The organism is Caulobacter sp. LjRoot300, from assembly GCF_964253875.1.
Classification (GTDB): domain Bacteria; phylum Pseudomonadota; class Alphaproteobacteria; order Caulobacterales; family Caulobacteraceae; genus Caulobacter.
Window position 1 is genome coordinate 454,168 of sequence record NZ_CAXUSA020000001.1, and the last position, 18,545, is coordinate 472,712.

Sequence of the window (18,545 nt, forward strand, 5' to 3'; positions counted from 1 at the left end):
ATTGAGGCCGCATGTTTGACGCGCTCCTCGCCCAGGTGGGCGGACTGAACGGTCCGTTCGCGGCCTTCCTGTCCGTCCTGATGATCGACCTCGTCCTGGCGGGCGACAACGCCGTGGCCGTAGGCCTGGCGGCCGGCGGCCTGCCGGCCAAGGACCGCAAGAAGGTCATCCTCTACGGTTTGGGCGCGGCCGTGGTGCTGCGCATCAGCTTCGCCCTGATCACCACCTGGCTGCTGGGCGTGATCGGCCTGCTGCTGGCCGGCGGCGTGCTGCTGCTGTGGGTGTGCTGGAAGATGTGGCGCGAGCTGCGCGAGCAGATGACCCACGACCAGGAGGACGCGATCGCCTCCATCGACGGCAATCCAGCCACCGAGCCGCGCGTCAAGCCGGCCAAGACCTTCAAGCAGGCTTTCCTGCAGGTGCTGATCGCCGACGTCTCGATGTCGCTGGACAATGTGCTGGCCGTGGCCGGCGCGGCCCGCGAGCACCCGGCCATCCTGGTTTTCGGCCTGCTGCTGTCGATCATCCTGATGGGCGTGGCCGCCACCGCCATCGCCAACCTGCTGCACAAGCACCGCTGGATCGGCTTCATCGGCCTGGCCATCGTGCTGTACGTCGCCGTGCACATGATCTGGGAAGGCCACCGCAGCGTGGTCATCGACCTGCACAAGACCGACGCCTACAACGCCGCCGCCCCCTCGTTCCTCGACATCAAGCCGGACGAACTGGCCGCGCATAACAAGCACAAGAAGTGATGCGCGGCCCGGCGCTCGTCGTCCGCCTGGCCGCCCTCAGCGGCTTCCTGGCCGTGGCGTTCGGCGCCTTCGCCGCCCACGGCGCGAAGGACGCCCGGGCCGCCGAGTTGCTGCACACCGGATCGCTGTACCAGATGACCCACGCCCTGGCGGTGTTCGGCTGGCTGGCGGTCCGCAAGGTCGGCGGCAAGGTCGATGTGACAACGCCGACCCTGTTCCTGGCCGGAACCGTACTGTTCTCCGGTTCGCTCTACGCCCTGGCGTTCGGCGCGCCGCGCGTGCTGGGCATGGTCACGCCGTTCGGCGGCCTGTGCTTCCTGGCCGGTTGGCTAGTGCTGGCCTGGCGAGCGGGAACGATCGCGGATCGGGAGGCTTAGAGTCTTCGCTCAATGGAGCGACGGCTTTCCGAAAGTATAGGAGACCCAAGATTGGTTGTCCTCCCGGAAGCCTCGCAGAGGCTGTCCGGGATCCAGGTGACTGGGCAGGGGCGTTGCGGTTCACCTGGATCCCGGCCCTCCGCTTCGCTACGGCCGGGATGACAACGTCAGGCGTTCTTCGATCGAGTCCGGATCTTAAGCCGCCATCTTGCCGCGCCGGTCCTTCGGGACCGCCAGGCCGAAGATCGCCAGGCTGGAGCCCACCAGGCAGGCGAACATCACCGCCGCCACGGGCTTGGGCGTGCCGTCGTGCAGCAGGCCGCCCACCCACGAGGCCAGGGCCCCCGCTCCGAACGAGATGCCGCCCATCAGGGCCGAGGTCGAGCCCGCCCGGCTGGGATCGACGCTCAACGCCCCGGCCATGGTGTTGCCGCTCATCAGGCCGTAGGTCGACAGGGCCGCGAACAGCAGCGGCAGGACCGTGAACTGCCCGCCTGCCCCGCTCCAGGCGGCGGCGGCCAGCAGCAGGGCGGCGACGATCGAGGCGACGCTGGCCCGCACCAGCACCCGGTCGGGCGTCGAGCGGCGCAGCAGCAGGCGGTTGACCTGACTGGCCCCGATGATGCCCACGGCGTTGAAGGCGAAGACGATGTTGAACACCAGCGGCGAGTGACCGTAGGTCCCCATCACAAGGTCCGGCGCGGTCGAGATGTAGGTGAACAGGGTCGCGCCGTTCAGGGCCCCGGCCACGCCGTAGCCGACCAGGCGCTTCTGGCGCAGCAGGGCCAGGTAGGCGCGGAACGGGTTCTCCGAGCGCGCCTGGACCGCCGTGGCTTCCGACCGCGACTCCGCCAGGCTCAGCGCGGCCCACAGGCCGATCAGCAGGCCGAAGACCACCAGGGTCCAGAACACGCCGCGCCAGCCGGCGAAGAACTGCACGACGCCACCGAACTGCGGAGCCAGCACCGGCGCCAGGCCCATGATCAGGGTCATCAGCGACAGCACCCGCGCCGTGTCGGCGTGATTGAACTTGTCGCGCACCACCGCCCGGGCGATCACCGCCCCCGCGCAGCCGCCCAGGGCCTGGACGAAGCGGGCGGCGATCAGCAGGTGGATCGACGCCGCCGTGGCGCAGACCACCGAGGCGACGACATAGATGCCGATGCCCAGCAGCAGCGGAAGACGACGCCCGAACCGGTCCGAGGCCGGGCCGTACAGGAACTGGCCGATCGCCATGCCGGCGAAGAACGCCGCCAGGGTGGCCTGAACGTCGTCGGCGCCCGCGTGCAGGCTCCGGCCGATGTCCGGCATGCTGGACAGATACATGTCGATGGACATCGGCGCGAAGGCCGTCAGCGCGCCCAGCATCAGGACGAGCCGCCAGGGCGTGGCGGCGGGCTTGGGCTGTACGGCGTCGGTCATGGACGCGCTTTTACGCTTGTTTTCCGCAGGGGTAAGTCCTTGACCGTACGAATCGCGGCCTTGCCCGGCGCGGCGTGGGCCGGCAAGGTGATCACCAATAACATAAGCAGGAAGCGCCATGACCCAGCTTGCGCCGCCGATGCCCGAGCCTTCGTTCGCGCGGATCAACGGGATCCGTATGGCCTATTACGAGGCCGGGCCCCGCGTCGGCGTCCCCATCGTGCTGTGTCACGGCTTCCCCGAATTCTCCTATTCCTGGCGCTGGCAGATCGCGGCCGTGGCGGCGGCGGGGCGCTGGGTGATCGTCCCCGACCAGCGCGGCTATGGCCTGACCGATCGTCCCGAGGCGGTCGAGGACTACGACATGGCCCACCTGACCGGCGACCTGGTCGGGCTGCTGGACCACCTGGGCGTCGAGAAGGCGGTGTTCTGCGGCCATGACTGGGGCGGCCTGGTCGTCTGGCAGCTGCCGCTGATGCATCCGGGCCGGGTAGCGGGGGTCGTGGGCCTCAACACCCCGTTCCTGCCGCGCCTGCCCGTCGACCCGATCACCATGTTCCGCCACGCGTTCGGCGAGGACATGTACATCGTCCACTTCCAGAAGCCCGGGGTGGCCGACGCCCAGCTGGCCGCCGACGTCGACAGGACCATGCGCTATTTCATGCGCAAGCCGACCGGCGTGCAGGCCGCCTTCACCAGCGGCGAGACCGGCGGCCGCTCGCTGGCCCTGCAGGACGGCCTGGCCCGTTACGACGTCGCCGACGACTCCAGCCAGTTGCTGGCCCCCGAGGAACTGAAGGTCTTCGTCGAGACGTTCCAGCGCACCGGCTTCACCGGCGGCATCAACTGGTACCGCAACTTCGTGCGCAACTGGGAACGGGCCGAACACCTGCCGACCCGGATCGACGGGATCCCATGCCTGATGATCATGGCCGAGCACGACGTGGTGCTGCCGCCCTCCCTGGCCGACCGCATGGGCGACCAGATCTCGGACCTGGAGAAGGTTCTGGTCGAGGGCAGCGGCCACTGGACCCAGCAGGAAAAGCCCGACCAGGTGAACGCGATCCTGGTCGACTGGCTGGGCCGACGGTTTCCGAACTGAACTCTCGGCCCTAACCTTTTTCCGCCGCCAGGATCTCGGCGCGCCGCCGCATCGCCGCCGCCATCTGCAGCATGGCCAGGGCCGAGGTCTCGTCGCGCTCGGCGGCGCGGACCGTGTAGAGCTGGGCCATCACCTGCAGCGAGATGACCTTGTCCAGGCCCTCGGGGCCCATCATCTCGGCGATCGCGCGGTCCAGCTCGGCCAGCTGGCGCGGCGTCAGCATCTCCAGCAGTTCGTCGTCGCTGAGGTCTTCGGGGTTGTTCATGACTCGGGAGAATACGGAAAAGCGGGGCGGGTTGCGACGGTCCTGGCCAGGGTTCGCCGGGCGGCGACGCCAGACGCGCGACCGGCGCGGGCAAATGAACCCCTCGCGGCGTTCCCTCCCGGCCCGAAACCGGTTTAGGGTTGCGCCATGGATCGTAACGCTTCCACCCAGCCCATGTCCGCCAACGGCCGCCGCGGCCTGTTTCGCGACATCGAGCCCTTTTCCTTCGGCTGGCTGAGCACCGACGGTCCGCACGAGATCTATTACGAGGAATGCGGCGCGCCGCGCGGCAAGCCGGCGGTGATCCTGCACGGCGGCCCCGGCGGGGCGGTCAACCCCACCATGCGGCGGTTCTTCGATCCCAGCCGATGGCGCATGGCCCTGTTCGACCAGCGCGGCTGCGGCCGCTCGCGTCCCAACGCCAGCCTCGAGGACAACACCACCTGGAGCCTGATCGCCGACATCGAGCGACTGCGCGTGCATCTGGGCATCGAGAAGTGGACCGTGTTCGGCGGGTCGTGGGGATCGACCCTGGCCCTGGCCTACGCCATCGCCCATCCCGACCGGGTCGAGGGTCTGGTGCTGCGCGGCATCTTCCTGCTCACCCAGAGGGAGCTGCGCTGGTTCTACCAGGACGGCGCCTCGATGCTCTTCCCCGACGCCTGGGAGCGGTTCCTGGCCCCGATCCCGCCCGAGGAGCGCGGCGACCTGATGGCCGCCTACCACAAGCGCCTGACCCACCCCGACCGCCGCGTCCAGGCCGAGGCGGCCGGGGCCTGGAGCCAGTGGGAAGGCGACACCATCTCGCTCAGAGGTCCCGAGGCCCGCCCGCCGAAATTCAACGAAGAAGACTTCGCCGTCGCCTTCGCCCGGATCGAATGCCACTTCTTCGCCAATGGCGGCTTCTTCGACGAGGACGGCTGGATCCTGAAGAACATCGATCGGATCCGGCACATCCCGGCCTGGATCGTCCAGGGCCGCTTCGACGTGGTCACGCCGCTGGACAGCGCCTGGTCGCTGCACCGGGCCTGGCCCGAGGCCCGGTTCGAGATCGTCTGGGACGCCGGCCACGCCTCGACCGAGCCCGGCGTCATCGACGGCCTGGTGCGCGCGACGGATGCGGCGCTGGGTGTCTAGGTTGGGGTCTTCGCCCGGCGCGCCAGGCCCTCGCGAACCGACACGCCCAGCAGGACCGCTGTCGTGGCGATCGACAGCGCCAGCGGACTGACCGCCAGGCTGACCGGGGCCAGGGCGACCAGCGCCAGCAGGCCGACGACCTGGGCCCGCGCCCAGGCCCGGAACACCGCCCGCTTGAACAGCACCCCGCCCAGCAGGAACAGGAACGGCCCGCCGATCAGGGCCAGCGCCGTCTTCAGGTCGGTGTGGCCCAGCGGATGGTGGATCGTCCACTCGTCGGCCACGGCGGTGACGATGACGCCGGCGATCGGCAAAAGGTGGATGTAGGTATAGGCCTCGCGCGCCACTCGGCCGGGCTCCTTGGCGTGGCTGATCGCTTCGCTGGCGGCCTCGGCGGTGAACGCGAAATAGATCCACCACATGGCCAGGCTGCCGGCGAACGAGGCCAGGAAGGCGGCGATGACCATCGGCGTCCAGGCCAGGGTCGCGGTGGTCGCGCCCATGACCAGGATCGACTCGCCCAGGGCGATGATCGTGAAAAGCGCGCAGCGCTCGGCCAGGTGACCGCCCTCGACGTCCCACTCCTCGGCGCGGGCCCGGCCCAGGCCGGGAACCCAGAAGCCCAAGGCCGGCGAGACATATTCCAGGGCCAGCGCCCCGCCCCAGAGCGCCAGTCGCGCGCTGCCCTCGGCCAGGCCGCCGGCGATCCACAGCACGCCCGAGGTCGCGAACCAGATGGAAATCCGGATGAAGTTGCGGCTCTGGAACGGATGGTCCCGCATCGCCCAGGCGGTGAACAGGCTGCGGCCCAGCTGAATCGCCACGAAGGCCAGGCCGAAGACCAGGCCGCGGTCGCCGAACGCCTCGGGGATCGACATGGTCATGACCATGCCCACCACCATGGCCGCGAACAGCATGATCCGTACGGGCGCCCGTTCGGGATCCAGCCAGTTGGTGACCCAGGCCATGAAGATCCAGGCCCACCAGACCGCCATCAGCAGCAAACCGGTCTCGACCAGGCCCAGAAGACTTGGATGGGCCAGCAGGCCGTGCGACAGCTGGGTGACCGCGAACACGAACACCAGGTCGAAGAACAGCTCGACATAGGTGACCCGCGCATGGCCGCCCGAGGCGCGGTCGCGGAGCATGTGGCGGCGTGACATGACGGATTTTCCCCTGGCTGAGTCGGGAGCGTAAAGCGTGACAGCCGAAAATCGAGGCCGGCGCCGGTCGCGCCGCCGAAGAAGGGGTCGCACGACCTGGATCGAACGTTTTGCCATTGGGCGCGCTCTTGTCAGCATGGACGCTTCGGATTTCCTTGCCCATCGCGCCGCGCTGATCGGCGCCGGCGTCGCCCTGGCGATCGGGACGACGGGCGGGCTGATCCTCAGGATCGGCTCCCAGACCGAAGCGCCCATCATGACCGCCTTCGCGTTCGCGTCCGAGCCCGCCTACACCGAGGACCAGCCTGTCGCGCGACCCAGCGGCAAGGTTCCCGACTACGTGGTCGGCACCGACTATGTCGTCCCCAAAACGCCTCCGCAGCCGCCAGTCGCCGCGTCATACGAGGTTCCGGAATACGTCCCGACCGTCTGGAACAGGCCGAAGCCCAAGGCCGAACCCATCCGGGTGGTCGAGCCGACGGAGCGAACCTGGCCGTCGACCGGCGGCGACATCCTGAACACCCGCCTGCCCGGCGATCCGCCCGAAACGCCCGTAGCCCCCGCCGCGCCGCAAGCGCCGCAGGCGATCGACGCGCCGGCGGCGCCCAGCGCCTCCACGACCGTCGCCACGGCGCACTAGTCACGACGCATCGCGGCCGAGCAGGCCCTAGGCCAAGCTTGGCCTCGCCCTTGCTGCCAACAGCTCCAACCCAAGGCGCGTGTTCCATTTCGCGCCAGGACGTGGATCGGAATGGTGGACGCGGAACAGCGGCGCGACGATGGGCCCGACCTCTGGCGCAAGCTGGAGGTGCTGGCCTGCGGCTTCCTGCTGTTCATGCTGTCCAACGCCCTGATCGGTCCGCTGCTGGATCCCCTGCAGGCGGGCGGCGAGAACATCCCGATCCTGCGGCTGATGTGGCTGCCGGTCTATGCCCTGACCCTGGGCCTGGCCATCTGGCGGGCCCCGCGCCTGATGCGGTTCTGGCTGCCCGCCGTGCTGCTGAGCCTGCTGGTCTTGTGGGTGTACGCCTCGGCCTCCTGGTCGCTGAATCCCGGCACGACCAACCGCCGGGCCATGGCGGCGGCCTTCACCACCCTGTTCGGGCTCTATTTCGCCGCCAGCTTCGACGGCAAGCGGATGGCCGAGATCATCGCCGTCACCTTCCTGTTCCTGGCTGCCGGCGGCCTGCTGGCCGTGGTCGCCTATCCCAAGATGGGCGTGCAGCACGACATCAACGCCGGCGACTGGCGGGGCCTCTGGTACGAGAAGAACCAGATGGGGGCGATGATGGTCTACGGCGCCCTGGCGGCCATGGCCGCGCTACTGGCCGGCTCGGCCAAACGCAAGCAGATGGTCCTCACCATCGTCCTGTGCGCGGCGATGCTGGTAATGAGCAAGTCCAAGACCTCGCTGCTGGCCCTGCTGATCGGCCTGTGCGGCTCGATGCTGCTGGCGGCCATGCGCCGCGGCCCCGCCACGGCGGTGATCGTCGTCTGGCTGGGGGTCACGGTCGCGGTGACCGCCGCCATGGTCATGTGGCTGGCCCCGGACCTGCTGTTCAAGGCCCTGGGCAAGGATCCGTCCCTGACCGGCCGCACCGACATCTGGGCCGGGCTGCTGCGCCAGTCGGCCAAGCATCCGCTGACGGGATACGGTTACGGCGTGTTCTGGACCCTGGACTCCGTTCCCGCCAACTGGATCCGCAAGGAGACCGGTTGGCTGGTGCCCAGCGCCCACAACGGCTGGTTGGACATCCTGGCCCAGTTGGGCTGGATCGGGGTGGGCCTGTGCGCCCTGGTCTTGGGCGGCGCGCTGCTGGTCTCCCTCTTCCGGTTCCGCCAGGTGCGGGACGGCTATTGGGCCACCCTGTTCCTGGCCATCTTCCTGATGACCACCTTCTCCGAAAGCTTCATCCTGGAGCGCAACGGCATCGTCTGGGCCCTGGCCTGCGCGGCGGTGACGCGCCTGCTGGGACCGGTCTGGACGCCGGCGGGCGAACGCGAGGCCGCCGCCCGCCGCCCGCTGTTCGCCACCCCGACCCTGGCCTGGAGCCTAGCCCCGCCGGAGCCCGCGCCCGAGATCTGGACGCCCGCGCCGGCCGGCCCCGCGGCCTTCAAGCCGATATTTGGCAAGCGCGCGGTCTCGCCTTTCGGCGCTTAGCCCGCTACTGGAGCGCCATGACCGACTACACGCCCCAGCAGATCGTCGCCCGCGGCGCGCGCGCCGACGCCGAAGCCGCCGCCGACGCCATCGACAACCACCCCGGCCTCGAAGGCGCGACCTACTCGATCCTGGAAGAGGACGAGGACAAGGGGATCTGGCGCATCGACGCCTTCCCGACCACCGACGAGGAAGACGCGGGCCTGCTGGAGGTCTTGGCCGGCCATCCGCTGAAGGTGGTGCGCGAGCAGCTGGCCGACGCCGACTGGCTGGCCATGGCGCTGTCGGGCCTGCCCCCGGTGCGCGCCGGCCGGTTCTTCGTCTACGGCATGCACGACCGCGGCCGCCTGCCGGCCAGCACCGTCAACCTGCGCATCGAAGCCGGCGCGGCCTTCGGCACCGGCCACCACGGCACCACCGTCGGCTGCCTGCTGGCCTATGACCGGCTGATCAAGGCGCGGAAGTTCAACAAGGTGCTCGATGTCGGGGCCGGCACCGGGCTCCTCGCCATCGCCGCCGCGCGGACTGGATCACGGATCGCCGTCGGCACCGACATCGACAAGCCCAGCGTGCGGATCTCCAAGGAGAACGCCAAGGTCAACCGCGCCAACGCCCGCTTCGTCCACGCCTCGGGCCTGTCCAACCGCCTGGTCACCGACAACGCCCCCTACGACCTGGTGTTCGCCAACATCCTGGCCCGGCCGCTGGTCAGCCTGGCCCAGGACATCAAGAACGCCCTGGTCCCCGGCGGCACGGTGATCCTCTCGGGCCTGCTGCGCACCCAGGAGCGCATGGTCAAGGCCGCCTACGTCTCGCGCGGCTTCAAGGTGGTCAACCGCATCCACCGCGACGCCTGGGCGGCGCTGGTGCTGCAGCGGCCGTAGGGTAAAACACCCTCTCCCTTGGGAGAGGGAGGGGCCCGCCGCGTAGCGGTGGGAGGGAGAGGGAGTACGCCGCCAGAAATTGCGGTTACTTCACTTGCCTCCTTTCACAACACGGCCACGCTTCGGAATGGATCGAACCGCCAACGCCCGCCGCCTGCGCAGCGCCCAAACCCTCGCCGAATCCAAGCTCTGGGCCATCGTCCGAGCCGGCCGACTCCAAGGCTTCAAGTTCAAGCGCCAGGTTCCGATCGACCGCTACTTCGTCGATTTCCTGTGTAGCGAAAGGCGTCTGGTCGTCGAACTCGATGGCAAGGCCCATGACGGACAGGACCTCTACGACCTTGAGCGGACCGAAGTGCTGGAAGGCTGCGGGTTTCTCGTCATGCGTTTTCCGAACGAGCACGTTCTGACCGATCCGGGCGGCGTCGCGGAGGCTATTCTGGCGGTGCTCAAAACGGCGAGGCCCTAAACCCTCTCCCTCCCACGCCTGGCGGCGCGGGCCCCTCCCTCTCCCAAGGGAGAGGGTTCTGGAATGCGGAACACCTCCGCCTCCACTCACGTTTCTCCAGGCGGGACATTCTCGCTCGAGGAGCAACGTCATGACCTATGTCGATCCCCAAGGCCCGCCGCCTGAACGCGTCGTGCATGTCCGTCGCGAAGGCGGCGCCACCGGCTGGTTCGTGGCCGGGGCCGTGGCCATCGTCGCGGTGGTCGCCATCGCCTTCATGCTGACGGTCGGGGCGCGCACGCCCAGCGACGACCAGATCGCCCAGGCCCAGGAACAGGGCCGCGCCGCCAGCGCGATCGAAAGCGCCCAGACCGGGGCCGCCCAGGCCACGATCGTCGCCCAGCAGGCCGCCCGCGACGCCAGCGCCGCCGCCGACAGCGCCCGCCGCTCGACCGAGAGCACGGCCGCCAACGCCGCCCAGGCCGCCCACGACGCCGCGACCAACGCCGCCCTGTCGCGCGACGACACCATCGCCCCGTCGGCCGATCCCAACCTGACCCCGCCGCCGGTCCCGCAGCAGCGGCAGCAGCCCCAGCCGGCGAACTAGGCCCGCCTTCCGCCCCTTCCCTGCGCGGCGGGGGCGGATTACATCGTTGGGATGCGCCAGACCTTCGATGAATCCACCGATCCGGGCTTCGGCCCCCGCCACGTTCCCCTGATCCGCGCCGCCATGGCGCGCCAGGGCCTGGACGGCTTCCTCGTGCCGCACGAGGACGAGCACCAGAACGAATATCTGCCCGCCGCCAACGATCGCCTGGCCTGGGCCAGCGGCTTCACCGGCTCGGCCGGGGCCGGGGTGATCCTCCAGGACCGGGCCGCCGTATTCGTTGATGGCCGCTACACCTTGCAGGTGCGCGACCAGGTCGATCAGGGCGTGTTCGAAATCCGCGATCTGGTCGAGGGCGGCGTGCCGGCCTATCTGGAGACCGCCTCCAGGGGCGCGGTGATCGGCTACGACGCCCGGCTGCACAGCCCCCAAGCGCTGGACGGCCTGAAGGCCGCCGCCGCCCGGGCCGGCGCGGCGCTCAAGCCCGTGGCCGTCAACCCGATCGACGAGGCCTGGGGCGCGGCGCGTCCCGCCCAGCCGGCCGCGCCCGTCGTGCCGCATCCGGTCCAATACGCCGGCGAGGAGTCGGCCTCCAAGCGCGCCCGGGTCGGGTCGGCCGTCGCGGCCCTGGGCGCCGACGCCGCGGTGATCACCGCCCCTGCCTCGATCGCCTGGCTGTTCAACATCCGCGGCGGCGACGTCATCCGCTCGCCCCTGCCGCTGTCCCAGGCCGTGCTGCGCGCCGACGGCACGGCGCGGCTGTTCCTGGATCCCGCCAAGGTCACCGACGACCTGCCGGCCTGGCTGGGCAACCAGGTGTCGCTGGAAGCGCCGGAAACGCTCGACGCCGCCCTGGCCGAACTGGCAGGCCAAAAGGTGCTCGTCGACCCGGCCCAGTCCTCGGCCTGGTACTTCGACACCCTGGCCGCCGCCGGCGCCGCGGTGGTCCGCGCCATGGACCCCTGCACCCTGCCCCGCGCCTGCAAGAACGCCGTCGAGATCGCCGGCACGATCGAGGCCCACAAGCGCGACGGCGCGGCCCTGACCCGGTTCCTGCACTGGCTGGCCACCGAGGGCCAGGTCAATCCGCCGGACGAGAAGGAGGCCGTGGCCAAGCTGGAGGCCTTCCGCGAGGCGACGGGCCTGCTCAAGGATCTCAGCTTCGACACCATCGGCGCGGCCAACGGCCACGGCGCCCTGCCCCACTACCGCCCGACCGAGCGCAGCAACGAGCGCGCCGCCCCGGGCTCGCTGCTGCTGGTCGACAGTGGCGGCCAGTACCTGGACGGCACCACCGACGTCACCCGCACGGTCGCCATCGGCCAGCCGACCGCCGAGATGGTCACCCGCAACACCCTGGTCCTCAAGGGTCACCTGGCCATCGCCCGCCTGCGCTTTCCGGCCGGCACCACGGGCTCGGCCATCGACGCCTTCGCCCGCGCCGCGCTCTGGAGCCACGGCCTGGACTACGACCACGGCACCGGCCACGGGGTCGGCGTCTATCTGGGCGTCCACGAAGGCCCGCAGCGGATCAGCAAGGCCCCCAACACCATCGCCCTGCAGCCGGGGATGATCGTCTCCAACGAGCCCGGCTACTACAAGGACGGCGAATACGGCATCCGCATCGAGAACCTTGAGGTGGTCATGCCCGCCGAAACCGTGGGCGACGGCGACCGGCCGATGCACCGCTTCCACGCCCTGACCCTGGCCCCGATCGACCGGCGGCTGGTGGACAAGAGCCTGCTGTCGCCCGAGGAGATCGCCCAGTTCGACGCTTATCATGCGCGGGTGGTGGCGGAGATCGGGCCACGCGTTGAGCCGGAGATCCGGGCCTGGCTGGAAGCGGTCTGCGCGCCGCTTTAAGCGGCCACGGACGCGGACGCACGCATGCGTGCGTCCGCGTCGGGCGTCCATGCCCGGCGGATAGCGAACAGAGTCTAGAGATTTCAACGCTCTAATTTACTTCGACCGAACTTATCCCCCTCCTCCCGGCGTGCCGTATCCTGCTTGCACCTGAAAGCACGGGAAGGGCGTCCGGCCGGCGACCGAGCGGCTTTCAGGGGTGGTCGAGCGGGAAGCGCTCGCCGGTGGTCTTGAATGACAGCCTTCGCGACGGTCCTGGGCAGGTTCCCCTTAGTCGGGACGAAACCCAGGCGGCGAGGGATCGGCGGACGCGGCGGGCATGGGCTGAAACCGCCCATGCGGTCCGGAGAGCGCCAACTCTCCGCCCGTCGGGGGCCTCCATCGGAGCGGGTTAAAAATCCGCGATCCGAAGGCTTCTGGAAAACGGTCCACGCGAAGCGCTCGTCTTCGTCGAAACGGTACTCATAACTGCAAATCATCCGGGCGAGGCCCGGGCGCTTCGCACCCTTCCCATCAAGCTCAGCGGCGATCCGCGTGAGGGCGAGAGATCGTGCCTACCAGATCCTCCCCCCGTGGGGGAGGTGTCGGCGAAGCCGACGGAGGGGGGAGTCATCGGCCGATGGCCACAACCCGGATCGACGATCCCAAACCTCCCCCCACCGATCGCTTCGCGATCGCCTCCCCCACGGGGGGAGGACCTAGGTCCCCCGAGGCTTGGCCCGCGTCGTCGGCGCCGCGCCAGCCGGATCCTCCGGCCAGACATGTCGGGGATAGCGCCCCTTCATCTCCGTGCGCACCTCGCGCCAGGAGCCCTTCCAGAACCCCGGCAGGTCCCGGGTGATCTGGATCGGCTTGTGCCCCGGCGACAGCAAGGCCAGCACCAGGGGCGCGCCGCCGACCGTCGGGTGGACCGTCAGCCCGAACAGCTCCTGCACCCGCACGTCGACGCGCGGCCCGCCGTCGGCGGCGTAGTCGATGGCGAAGCTGGAGCCGGTCGGGGCGGTGAACCGGGCCGGGGCCTCGGCGTCGAGGCGGCGGTGCAGGTCCCAGGGGACCAGGGTCCGGATGGCGTCGGCCAGCGCCCCGTCGCCCAGCTGGCTCAGGGCCGAGCGGCCGGCCAGCAACGGCTCCAGCCATTCCGGCAGCCGTTCCAGCAGGGCCGCGTCCGACAGGTCGGGCCAGGTCTCGGTGTCGCGGTTCCGCAGGAAGGCCACCCGGCGACGCAGGGCCTGAGCGCCCTCCCCTAACGGCACGGCCGACAGGCCCTCGCGCGCCACTTGGTCCAGCAGCGCCTTGGTCACCAGGCCCGGATCGATCTTGTCGAGCAGCCGCTCCTCCACCACCAGCTTGCCCAGGCGCAGCAGGCGGCGGGCGCGGACCTTGCCCCTGGCGTCGGGCTCCAGCCGGTCCTCGGCGACCAGTCGGTCGGCGAAGGCCGAGCGCAGGCCGGCCTCGTCCAGCGGCGCGGCCAGCAGGATGCGGTCGCGGGCCTCGCCGCCGCCCAGTTCGCCGACCGACAGCCAGGTCTCGCGGGCCAGGGCGTCGGTCGGTTCCAGATAGACGCCGCGCCCGCCGGCCAGCTGGTATTCGCCCGGCTTGCCCCGGGCCCGGGCCACCCGTTCCGGATAGGCCTCGGCCAGCATCAGGGCGTCGTCCAGCGGCGCGGCGCCCGTGGCCCGGCCGGCGGCCCCCTGCGCTTGGCGAGCCCAGCGCTCCGACAGGGTCCGGGCGTCGCGGGCTCTTGGCGAGCGGTCGCGGTCGAAGCTTTCCAGCCGGTGGCGCAGGTCGACGTCGCGGCCGCCCAGGCCCTGCTCGCTGAGCACGGCGGCGATCTTGGCGCCACGCTCGGCCTGGCCGGACGCGGCGGCGCGCACCACCATGTGAGCCAGGCGCGGGGCCAGCGGCATGTCGGCCAGGGCGCGGCCGTGGGCGGTCAGGCCGCCCTGGCCGTCCAGGGCTTGCAGGCGGTTGAGCAGAACCCGCGCCTCGTTGAACGCGGCGGTCGGCGGCTTGTCGAGGAAGGCCAGGTCGCCCACGTCCCGCGCCCCCCAGCGGGCCAGGTTCAGGGCCAGGTTCGACAGGTCGGCCTCGAGGATTTCCGGTCGGGCGAAGGCCGGCAGGGCCCGGGTCTCGGGCTCGTCCCACAGGCGGTAGCAGACGCCCGGCTCGGTGCGCCCGGCCCGGCCCCGGCGCTGGTCGGCGGCGGCGCGGCTGACGCGCACGGTCTCCAGCCGGGTCAGGCCGCTGGACGGGTCGAAGCGCGGCACGCGGGCCAGGCCGCAGTCGATCACCACCCGTACGCCCTCGAGGGTCAGGCTGGTCTCGGCGATCGAGGTCGCCAGCACCACCTTGCGGCGGCCTGGCGCGGCGGGGGCGACGGCGCGGTCCTGTTCGGCCGGATCCAGCGCGCCGTACAGAGGCGCGACATCGACCTCCGGCCGCCGCAGCCGCTCGCGCAGCAGGGTCTCGGTCCGGCGGATTTCGCCCTGGCCCGGCAGGAAGACCAGCAGGCCGCCTCTCTCCTCGGCCAAGGCGCGTTCGACGGCGCGGGCTGCCCGCTCCTCAAGCCGCATTCCTGTTGCTTGGGGGCGCTCGTCGCGGCCCAGATAGCGGGTGTCGATCGGGAACATCCGACCCTGGCTCTCGACCACCGGCGCGTCGCCCAGCAGGGTCGAGATCCGCGCTCCGTCGAGGGTTGCCGACATCACCAGGATCTTGAGGTCCTCGCGGACCAGGCCTTGCGCGTCGCGGGCCAGGGCCAGGCCCAGGTCGGCGTCGAGGCTGCGCTCGTGGAACTCGTCGAAGATCACCGCCGCCACGCCGTCCAGGCCCGGATCGTCGAGAATCATCCGGGTGAAGACGCCCTCGGTGACCACCTCGACCCTCGTGCGGGCCGAGACCTTGGACTGCAGCCTCACCCGGAAGCCCACCGTCTCGCCGACGCCCTCGCCCAGGCTCTGGGCCATGCGCGACGCGGCGGCCCGGGCGGCCAGGCGGCGCGGCTCCAGCATGACGATCTTGCCGCCGGCGACCCAAACCTCGTCCAGCAGGGCCAGCGGCACGATCGTGGTCTTGCCCGCCCCGGGCGGCGCGACCAGCACGGCGGCTTCGCGCCTAGTGAGCGCGGATTTCAAGGCCGGCAAGGCTTCGTGGATGGGAAGGGTCACGCGGCGTGGTTTAAGGGCGCGGGCCGAAATCACCAAGCGCCGGCCGCCGCTCCCTGGTCTTTCCCCAAACGCCCAACGCGAAGGCAATCAAGGCCAAGAAGCGTGCTGCAACGCAACATCGTCCCGGCAGAGCATGGCTCATATTGCGCACAGCGGGGCGAACAATTACGCACGCCCTCCGCTTTACCTTGACCGCGTCCCGCTAACCGGGCCACGGTCCGCAAAATTTGTCTACGCGGCCCCCGGGGGGAGCCGCGGGTCTCTGGAGGAAATATGTGGCGCGTTAAGTCACTGGATGCGATTCTAGCAACGGCCAAGAAGAAGTCGTTGCATCGCTCTCTCGGCCCCATTCAGCTGACCCTGCTGGGCGTGGGCGCGATCATCGGCACGGGGATCTTCGTGCTGACCGCCGCCGCCGCCCAGAAGGCCGGCCCGGGCATGATGTGGAGCTTCGTGATCGCCGGCGCCGTCTGCGCCATCGCCGCGCTCTGCTACTCGGAATTGGCGTCGATGCTGCCCGTCTCGGGCTCGGCCTACACCTACACCTACGCCGTGATGGGCGAACTGCTGGCCTGGATGGTCGGCTGGGCCCTGATCCTGGAATACGCCGTCGCCGCCAGCGCCGTCTCGGTCGGATGGTCGGGCTACTTCCTGGGATTGATCGAGAACGCCCTCCACTTCCATTGGCCCGACGCCTTGCGATCCGGCCCAGCCTGGTCGATGAACGGCTTCATGCCGGTCGCCGACTTCAGCGCCGGCGTCGTCAACATCCCGGCCATCCTGGTGGCCCTGACCGTGACCGCCTTGCTGGTTCGCGGCACGACCGAAAGCGCCCGCGTCAACGCCATCCTGGTGGTGATCAAGGTTACGGCCCTGACCGCGTTCGTCATTCTGACCCTTCCGGTGATCAAGACCGGCAACTTCTCGCCCTTCACCCCCAACGGCTGGTTCGGCCCGCACGGGACAACGGGCATGGGCGTAGTCGGCGCGGCCGCCTCGATCTTCTTCGCCTATGTCGGCTTCGACGCGGTTTCCACCGCCGCCGAAGAAACCAAGAACCCGCAGCGCAACGTGCCGATCGGCCTGATCGGCAGCCTGGGGATCTGCACCATCTTCTACCTGCTGGTCGCCGCCGGCGCGGTCGGCGCGATCGGCGCCCAGCCCGTGCTGGCCCTCGACGGCTCGGTCGTCCAGCCCGGCTCGGCCGCCTTCCAGGCCGCCTGCGCCACCGCCGCCAACGCCGACCGCCTGGTCTGCTCCAACGAGGCCCTCGCCCACGTGCTGCGCGAGATCAACTGGCCCGTCGTCGGCAACCTGCTGGGCCTGGCGGCCAACCTGGCCCTGCCCTCGGTCATCCTGATGATGATCTACGGCCAGACCCGGATCTTCTTCGTCATGGCCCGCGACGGCCTGCTGCCGCAAAGCCTGGCCAACATCCACCCGAAGTGGAAGACGCCCTACATCGTGACGATCTTCACGGGGGTCTGCGTCGCGATCGCCGCGGCCTTCTTCCCGGTGGGCCAACTGGCCGACATCTCCAACTCCGGCACCCTGTTCGCCTTCTTCATGGTGGCGATCGCGGTGATGGTGCTGCGGGTGAAGGATCCGAACCGTCCGCGTCCGTTCAAGACGCCAGCCGTCTGGATCGTGGCCCCGGTGGCCATGGTCGGTTGCGCGGGCCTCTACTTCAACCTGCCGCTGGAATCGATGCTGGTGCTGCCGATCTGGGGCGCCCTGGGCCTGGTGGTCTATTTCGCCTACGGCTTCCGCAAGAGCCACGTCGGCCGCGGCCTCACCGACGAGGTCCACGAACTGGACCCCGACGCGCCGCCCACCGGCGTGCCCGGCCTGGACTGAGATTAGGACTTGAACGGGCGTTCGTAACGCTTAGTTCGGGCGGGCGGGGATCTTCGGGTCCCCGCCCGTTTTCGTTGGGACCCGACTGAAAGGGACTTGAGCATGGCCGAGATGCCGATCCGCGCCGTCATCGCGCCGGTCACGCCGCTGCAGCAGAACTGCACGATCGTCTGGTGCGCCAAGACCCTGAAGGCCGCGGTGATCGATCCCGGCGGCGAGGTCCCGCGCCTGATGAAGGCGATCGAGGATCAGGGCCTGACGCTGGAGAAGATCTGGATCACCCACGGCCACATGGACCACGCCGGCGGCGCGGCCGAGCTCAAGCGCCTGACCGGCGTCCCGATCGAGGGGCCGCACAAGGACGACCAGTTCTGGATCGACCGCATCCAGGAGAGCGGCGAGATGTACGGGATCCCCGAGGCGCGGATCTTCGTCACCGACCGCTGGCTGGATGACGGCGACGTGGTCACTCTGGGGGACACGGCGTTCGAGGTGCTGCACTGCCCCGGCCACACCCCCGGCCATGTGATCTTCTTCCACCGCCAGGCGCGCTTCGCCCAGGTGGGGGACGTGCTGTTCAAGGGCTCGATCGGCCGCACCGACTTCCCGCGCGGCAACCACCAGGACCTGCTGGACGCCATCACCGGCAAACTGTGGCCGCTGGGCGACGACGTGCAGTTCGTGCCGGGCCATGGCCCGATGTCGACCTTCGGGGCCGAGCGGCGGTCCAACCCGTTCGTCGGTGACCGGGCGATCGAGGCGATGAACGCCCAGGGCAAGGCCTACGAGACGCCGGTCAACCGCTCGCCGGGCTAGTCGCCTAGTTCGGCGGCCCGCGCCGGGCGGGCGGCTCGGCAGGGCTCAGCACGCCGTCCTTGTCGGCGTCCAAGGCGGCGAAGCGCGTTTTGGCGGCGGCCAGGGCCTCGGCCTCGGTGATCCTGCCGTCATGGTCGGCGTCCATCGCCGCCCAGCCGCCGCCGCCCGCTCCCTTGCCCGCATCGGGACGTTCGGCGCGGCGCGCTTCCATTCGCTGCTGGATCGCGGCCAGTTCGGCGGCGTCGATCACGCCGTCATGATTGGCGTCCATGCGCTGAAAACGCGCCTTCGCGGCGTCCTCGAATTCCTGGGCGCTGACCGCGCCGTCGCCGTTGGCGTCCTGATTTCCGCGCGGCCCCTGGGCATGGGCCAGACCCGAAACGGCGGCGAGGGATAGGGCGGCGAGGGCCGCCGGCAAGAGGCGCGACATGGACTGTCTCCAGGCAACAATTGCGGGGATTGGTCGCATGCGCGGGTTGCGTCCCTGTTGCAGGCGTGAAATCTGCTGGAGACGGGGGCGT

Annotated in this window: 17 protein-coding genes; 12 read left to right on the forward strand and 5 right to left on the reverse strand. The window is 70.0% G+C overall.

Going from position 1 to position 18,545, the window contains the following annotated elements:
* Positions 1 to 11 precede the first annotated feature (11 nt).
* Both ACSQ2G_RS02210 and ACSQ2G_RS02215 read left to right on the forward strand, forming a co-directional pair.
* The gene (locus ACSQ2G_RS02210; RefSeq protein WP_310086642.1) at positions 12 to 755 is read left to right on the forward strand and encodes a TerC family protein; all 744 of its coding nucleotides are present in this window, start codon (positions 12 to 14) and stop codon (positions 753 to 755) included.
* Positions 755 to 1,132 carry a DUF423 domain-containing protein gene (locus tag ACSQ2G_RS02215; protein ID WP_436027897.1) on the forward strand — a complete coding sequence of 126 codons (378 nt, stop codon included), beginning with the start codon at positions 755 to 757 and terminating at the stop codon, positions 1,130 to 1,132. The genes ACSQ2G_RS02210 and ACSQ2G_RS02215 overlap by 1 nt, the downstream gene beginning before the upstream one ends.
* Before the next feature lie 195 nt (positions 1,133 to 1,327).
* Here the strand turns inward: ACSQ2G_RS02215 and ACSQ2G_RS02220 are convergent, their stop codons facing one another.
* Positions 1,328 to 2,554 carry a multidrug effflux MFS transporter gene (locus ACSQ2G_RS02220; RefSeq protein ID WP_436027899.1) on the reverse strand — a complete coding sequence of 409 codons (1,227 nt, stop codon included), beginning with the start codon at positions 2,552 to 2,554 and terminating at the stop codon, positions 1,328 to 1,330.
* Between the two features lie 118 nt (positions 2,555 to 2,672).
* On the opposite strand from ACSQ2G_RS02220, the gene ACSQ2G_RS02225 reads away from it, so the two are divergent.
* Entirely contained in the window at positions 2,673 to 3,656 is a 984-nt protein-coding gene (locus ACSQ2G_RS02225; RefSeq protein WP_436027901.1) for an alpha/beta fold hydrolase, read from the forward strand.
* A 10-nt stretch (positions 3,657 to 3,666) separates the two neighbouring features.
* On the opposite strand, the gene ACSQ2G_RS02230 is transcribed toward ACSQ2G_RS02225, so the two are convergent.
* The gene (locus tag ACSQ2G_RS02230) at positions 3,667 to 3,921 is read right to left on the reverse strand and encodes a low temperature requirement protein A (protein ID WP_310086654.1); all 255 of its coding nucleotides are present in this window, start codon (positions 3,919 to 3,921) and stop codon (positions 3,667 to 3,669) included.
* 147 nt (positions 3,922 to 4,068) lie between these two features.
* Between ACSQ2G_RS02230 and pip the strand changes: the two genes are divergently transcribed.
* Positions 4,069 to 5,058: a prolyl aminopeptidase gene (gene pip / locus ACSQ2G_RS02235; RefSeq protein WP_436027903.1), complete on the forward strand. Its 990-nt coding sequence runs from the start codon at positions 4,069 to 4,071 to the stop codon at positions 5,056 to 5,058.
* Here pip and ACSQ2G_RS02240 read toward each other — a convergent pair.
* On the reverse strand, positions 5,055 to 6,221 hold the full coding sequence (locus tag ACSQ2G_RS02240) for a low temperature requirement protein A (protein ID WP_436027905.1): 1,167 nt from the start codon (positions 6,219 to 6,221) through the stop codon (positions 5,055 to 5,057). The two genes, pip and ACSQ2G_RS02240, sit on opposite strands and share 4 nt — an antisense overlap.
* Before the next feature lie 136 nt (positions 6,222 to 6,357).
* Here ACSQ2G_RS02240 and ACSQ2G_RS02245 point away from each other — a divergent pair, with 136 nt between their 5' ends.
* From ACSQ2G_RS02245 to ACSQ2G_RS02270, 6 genes are all read left to right on the forward strand, one after another.
* Positions 6,358 to 6,861: a hypothetical protein gene (locus ACSQ2G_RS02245; RefSeq protein ID WP_436027907.1), complete on the forward strand. Its 504-nt coding sequence runs from the start codon at positions 6,358 to 6,360 to the stop codon at positions 6,859 to 6,861.
* A gap of 111 nt (positions 6,862 to 6,972) precedes the next feature.
* Complete coding sequence (locus tag ACSQ2G_RS02250; RefSeq protein WP_436027909.1) at positions 6,973 to 8,382, forward strand: O-antigen ligase family protein; 1,410 nt, start codon at positions 6,973 to 6,975, stop codon at positions 8,380 to 8,382.
* Between the two features lie 17 nt (positions 8,383 to 8,399).
* On the forward strand, positions 8,400 to 9,266 hold the full coding sequence (locus tag ACSQ2G_RS02255) for a 50S ribosomal protein L11 methyltransferase (protein WP_436027911.1): 867 nt from the start codon (positions 8,400 to 8,402) through the stop codon (positions 9,264 to 9,266).
* Between the two features lie 127 nt (positions 9,267 to 9,393).
* Complete coding sequence (locus ACSQ2G_RS02260) at positions 9,394 to 9,735, forward strand: endonuclease domain-containing protein (RefSeq protein WP_436027913.1); 342 nt, start codon at positions 9,394 to 9,396, stop codon at positions 9,733 to 9,735.
* 130 nt (positions 9,736 to 9,865) lie between these two features.
* The gene (locus tag ACSQ2G_RS02265; RefSeq protein WP_436027915.1) at positions 9,866 to 10,321 is read left to right on the forward strand and encodes a hypothetical protein; all 456 of its coding nucleotides are present in this window, start codon (positions 9,866 to 9,868) and stop codon (positions 10,319 to 10,321) included.
* Between the two features lie 51 nt (positions 10,322 to 10,372).
* Complete coding sequence (locus tag ACSQ2G_RS02270; RefSeq protein WP_436027917.1) at positions 10,373 to 12,184, forward strand: M24 family metallopeptidase; 1,812 nt, start codon at positions 10,373 to 10,375, stop codon at positions 12,182 to 12,184.
* A 698-nt stretch (positions 12,185 to 12,882) separates the two neighbouring features.
* On the opposite strand, the gene hrpB is transcribed toward ACSQ2G_RS02270, so the two are convergent.
* Entirely contained in the window at positions 12,883 to 15,351 is a 2,469-nt protein-coding gene (hrpB, locus tag ACSQ2G_RS02275; protein ID WP_436027918.1) for an ATP-dependent helicase HrpB, read from the reverse strand.
* 273 nt (positions 15,352 to 15,624) lie between these two features.
* Between hrpB and ACSQ2G_RS02280 the strand changes: the two genes are divergently transcribed.
* Positions 15,625 to 17,208, forward strand: a complete 1,584-nt coding sequence (locus ACSQ2G_RS02280; protein ID WP_436027919.1) for an amino acid permease — start codon at positions 15,625 to 15,627, stop codon at positions 17,206 to 17,208.
* A 102-nt stretch (positions 17,209 to 17,310) separates the two neighbouring features.
* Positions 17,311 to 18,024: an MBL fold metallo-hydrolase gene (locus tag ACSQ2G_RS02285; RefSeq protein WP_436027921.1), complete on the forward strand. Its 714-nt coding sequence runs from the start codon at positions 17,311 to 17,313 to the stop codon at positions 18,022 to 18,024.
* Between the two features lie 4 nt (positions 18,025 to 18,028).
* On the opposite strand, the gene ACSQ2G_RS02290 is transcribed toward ACSQ2G_RS02285, so the two are convergent.
* Positions 18,029 to 18,454: an EF-hand domain-containing protein gene (locus ACSQ2G_RS02290; RefSeq protein ID WP_436027922.1), complete on the reverse strand. Its 426-nt coding sequence runs from the start codon at positions 18,452 to 18,454 to the stop codon at positions 18,029 to 18,031.
* Between the last annotated feature and the right edge of the window lie 91 nt (positions 18,455 to 18,545).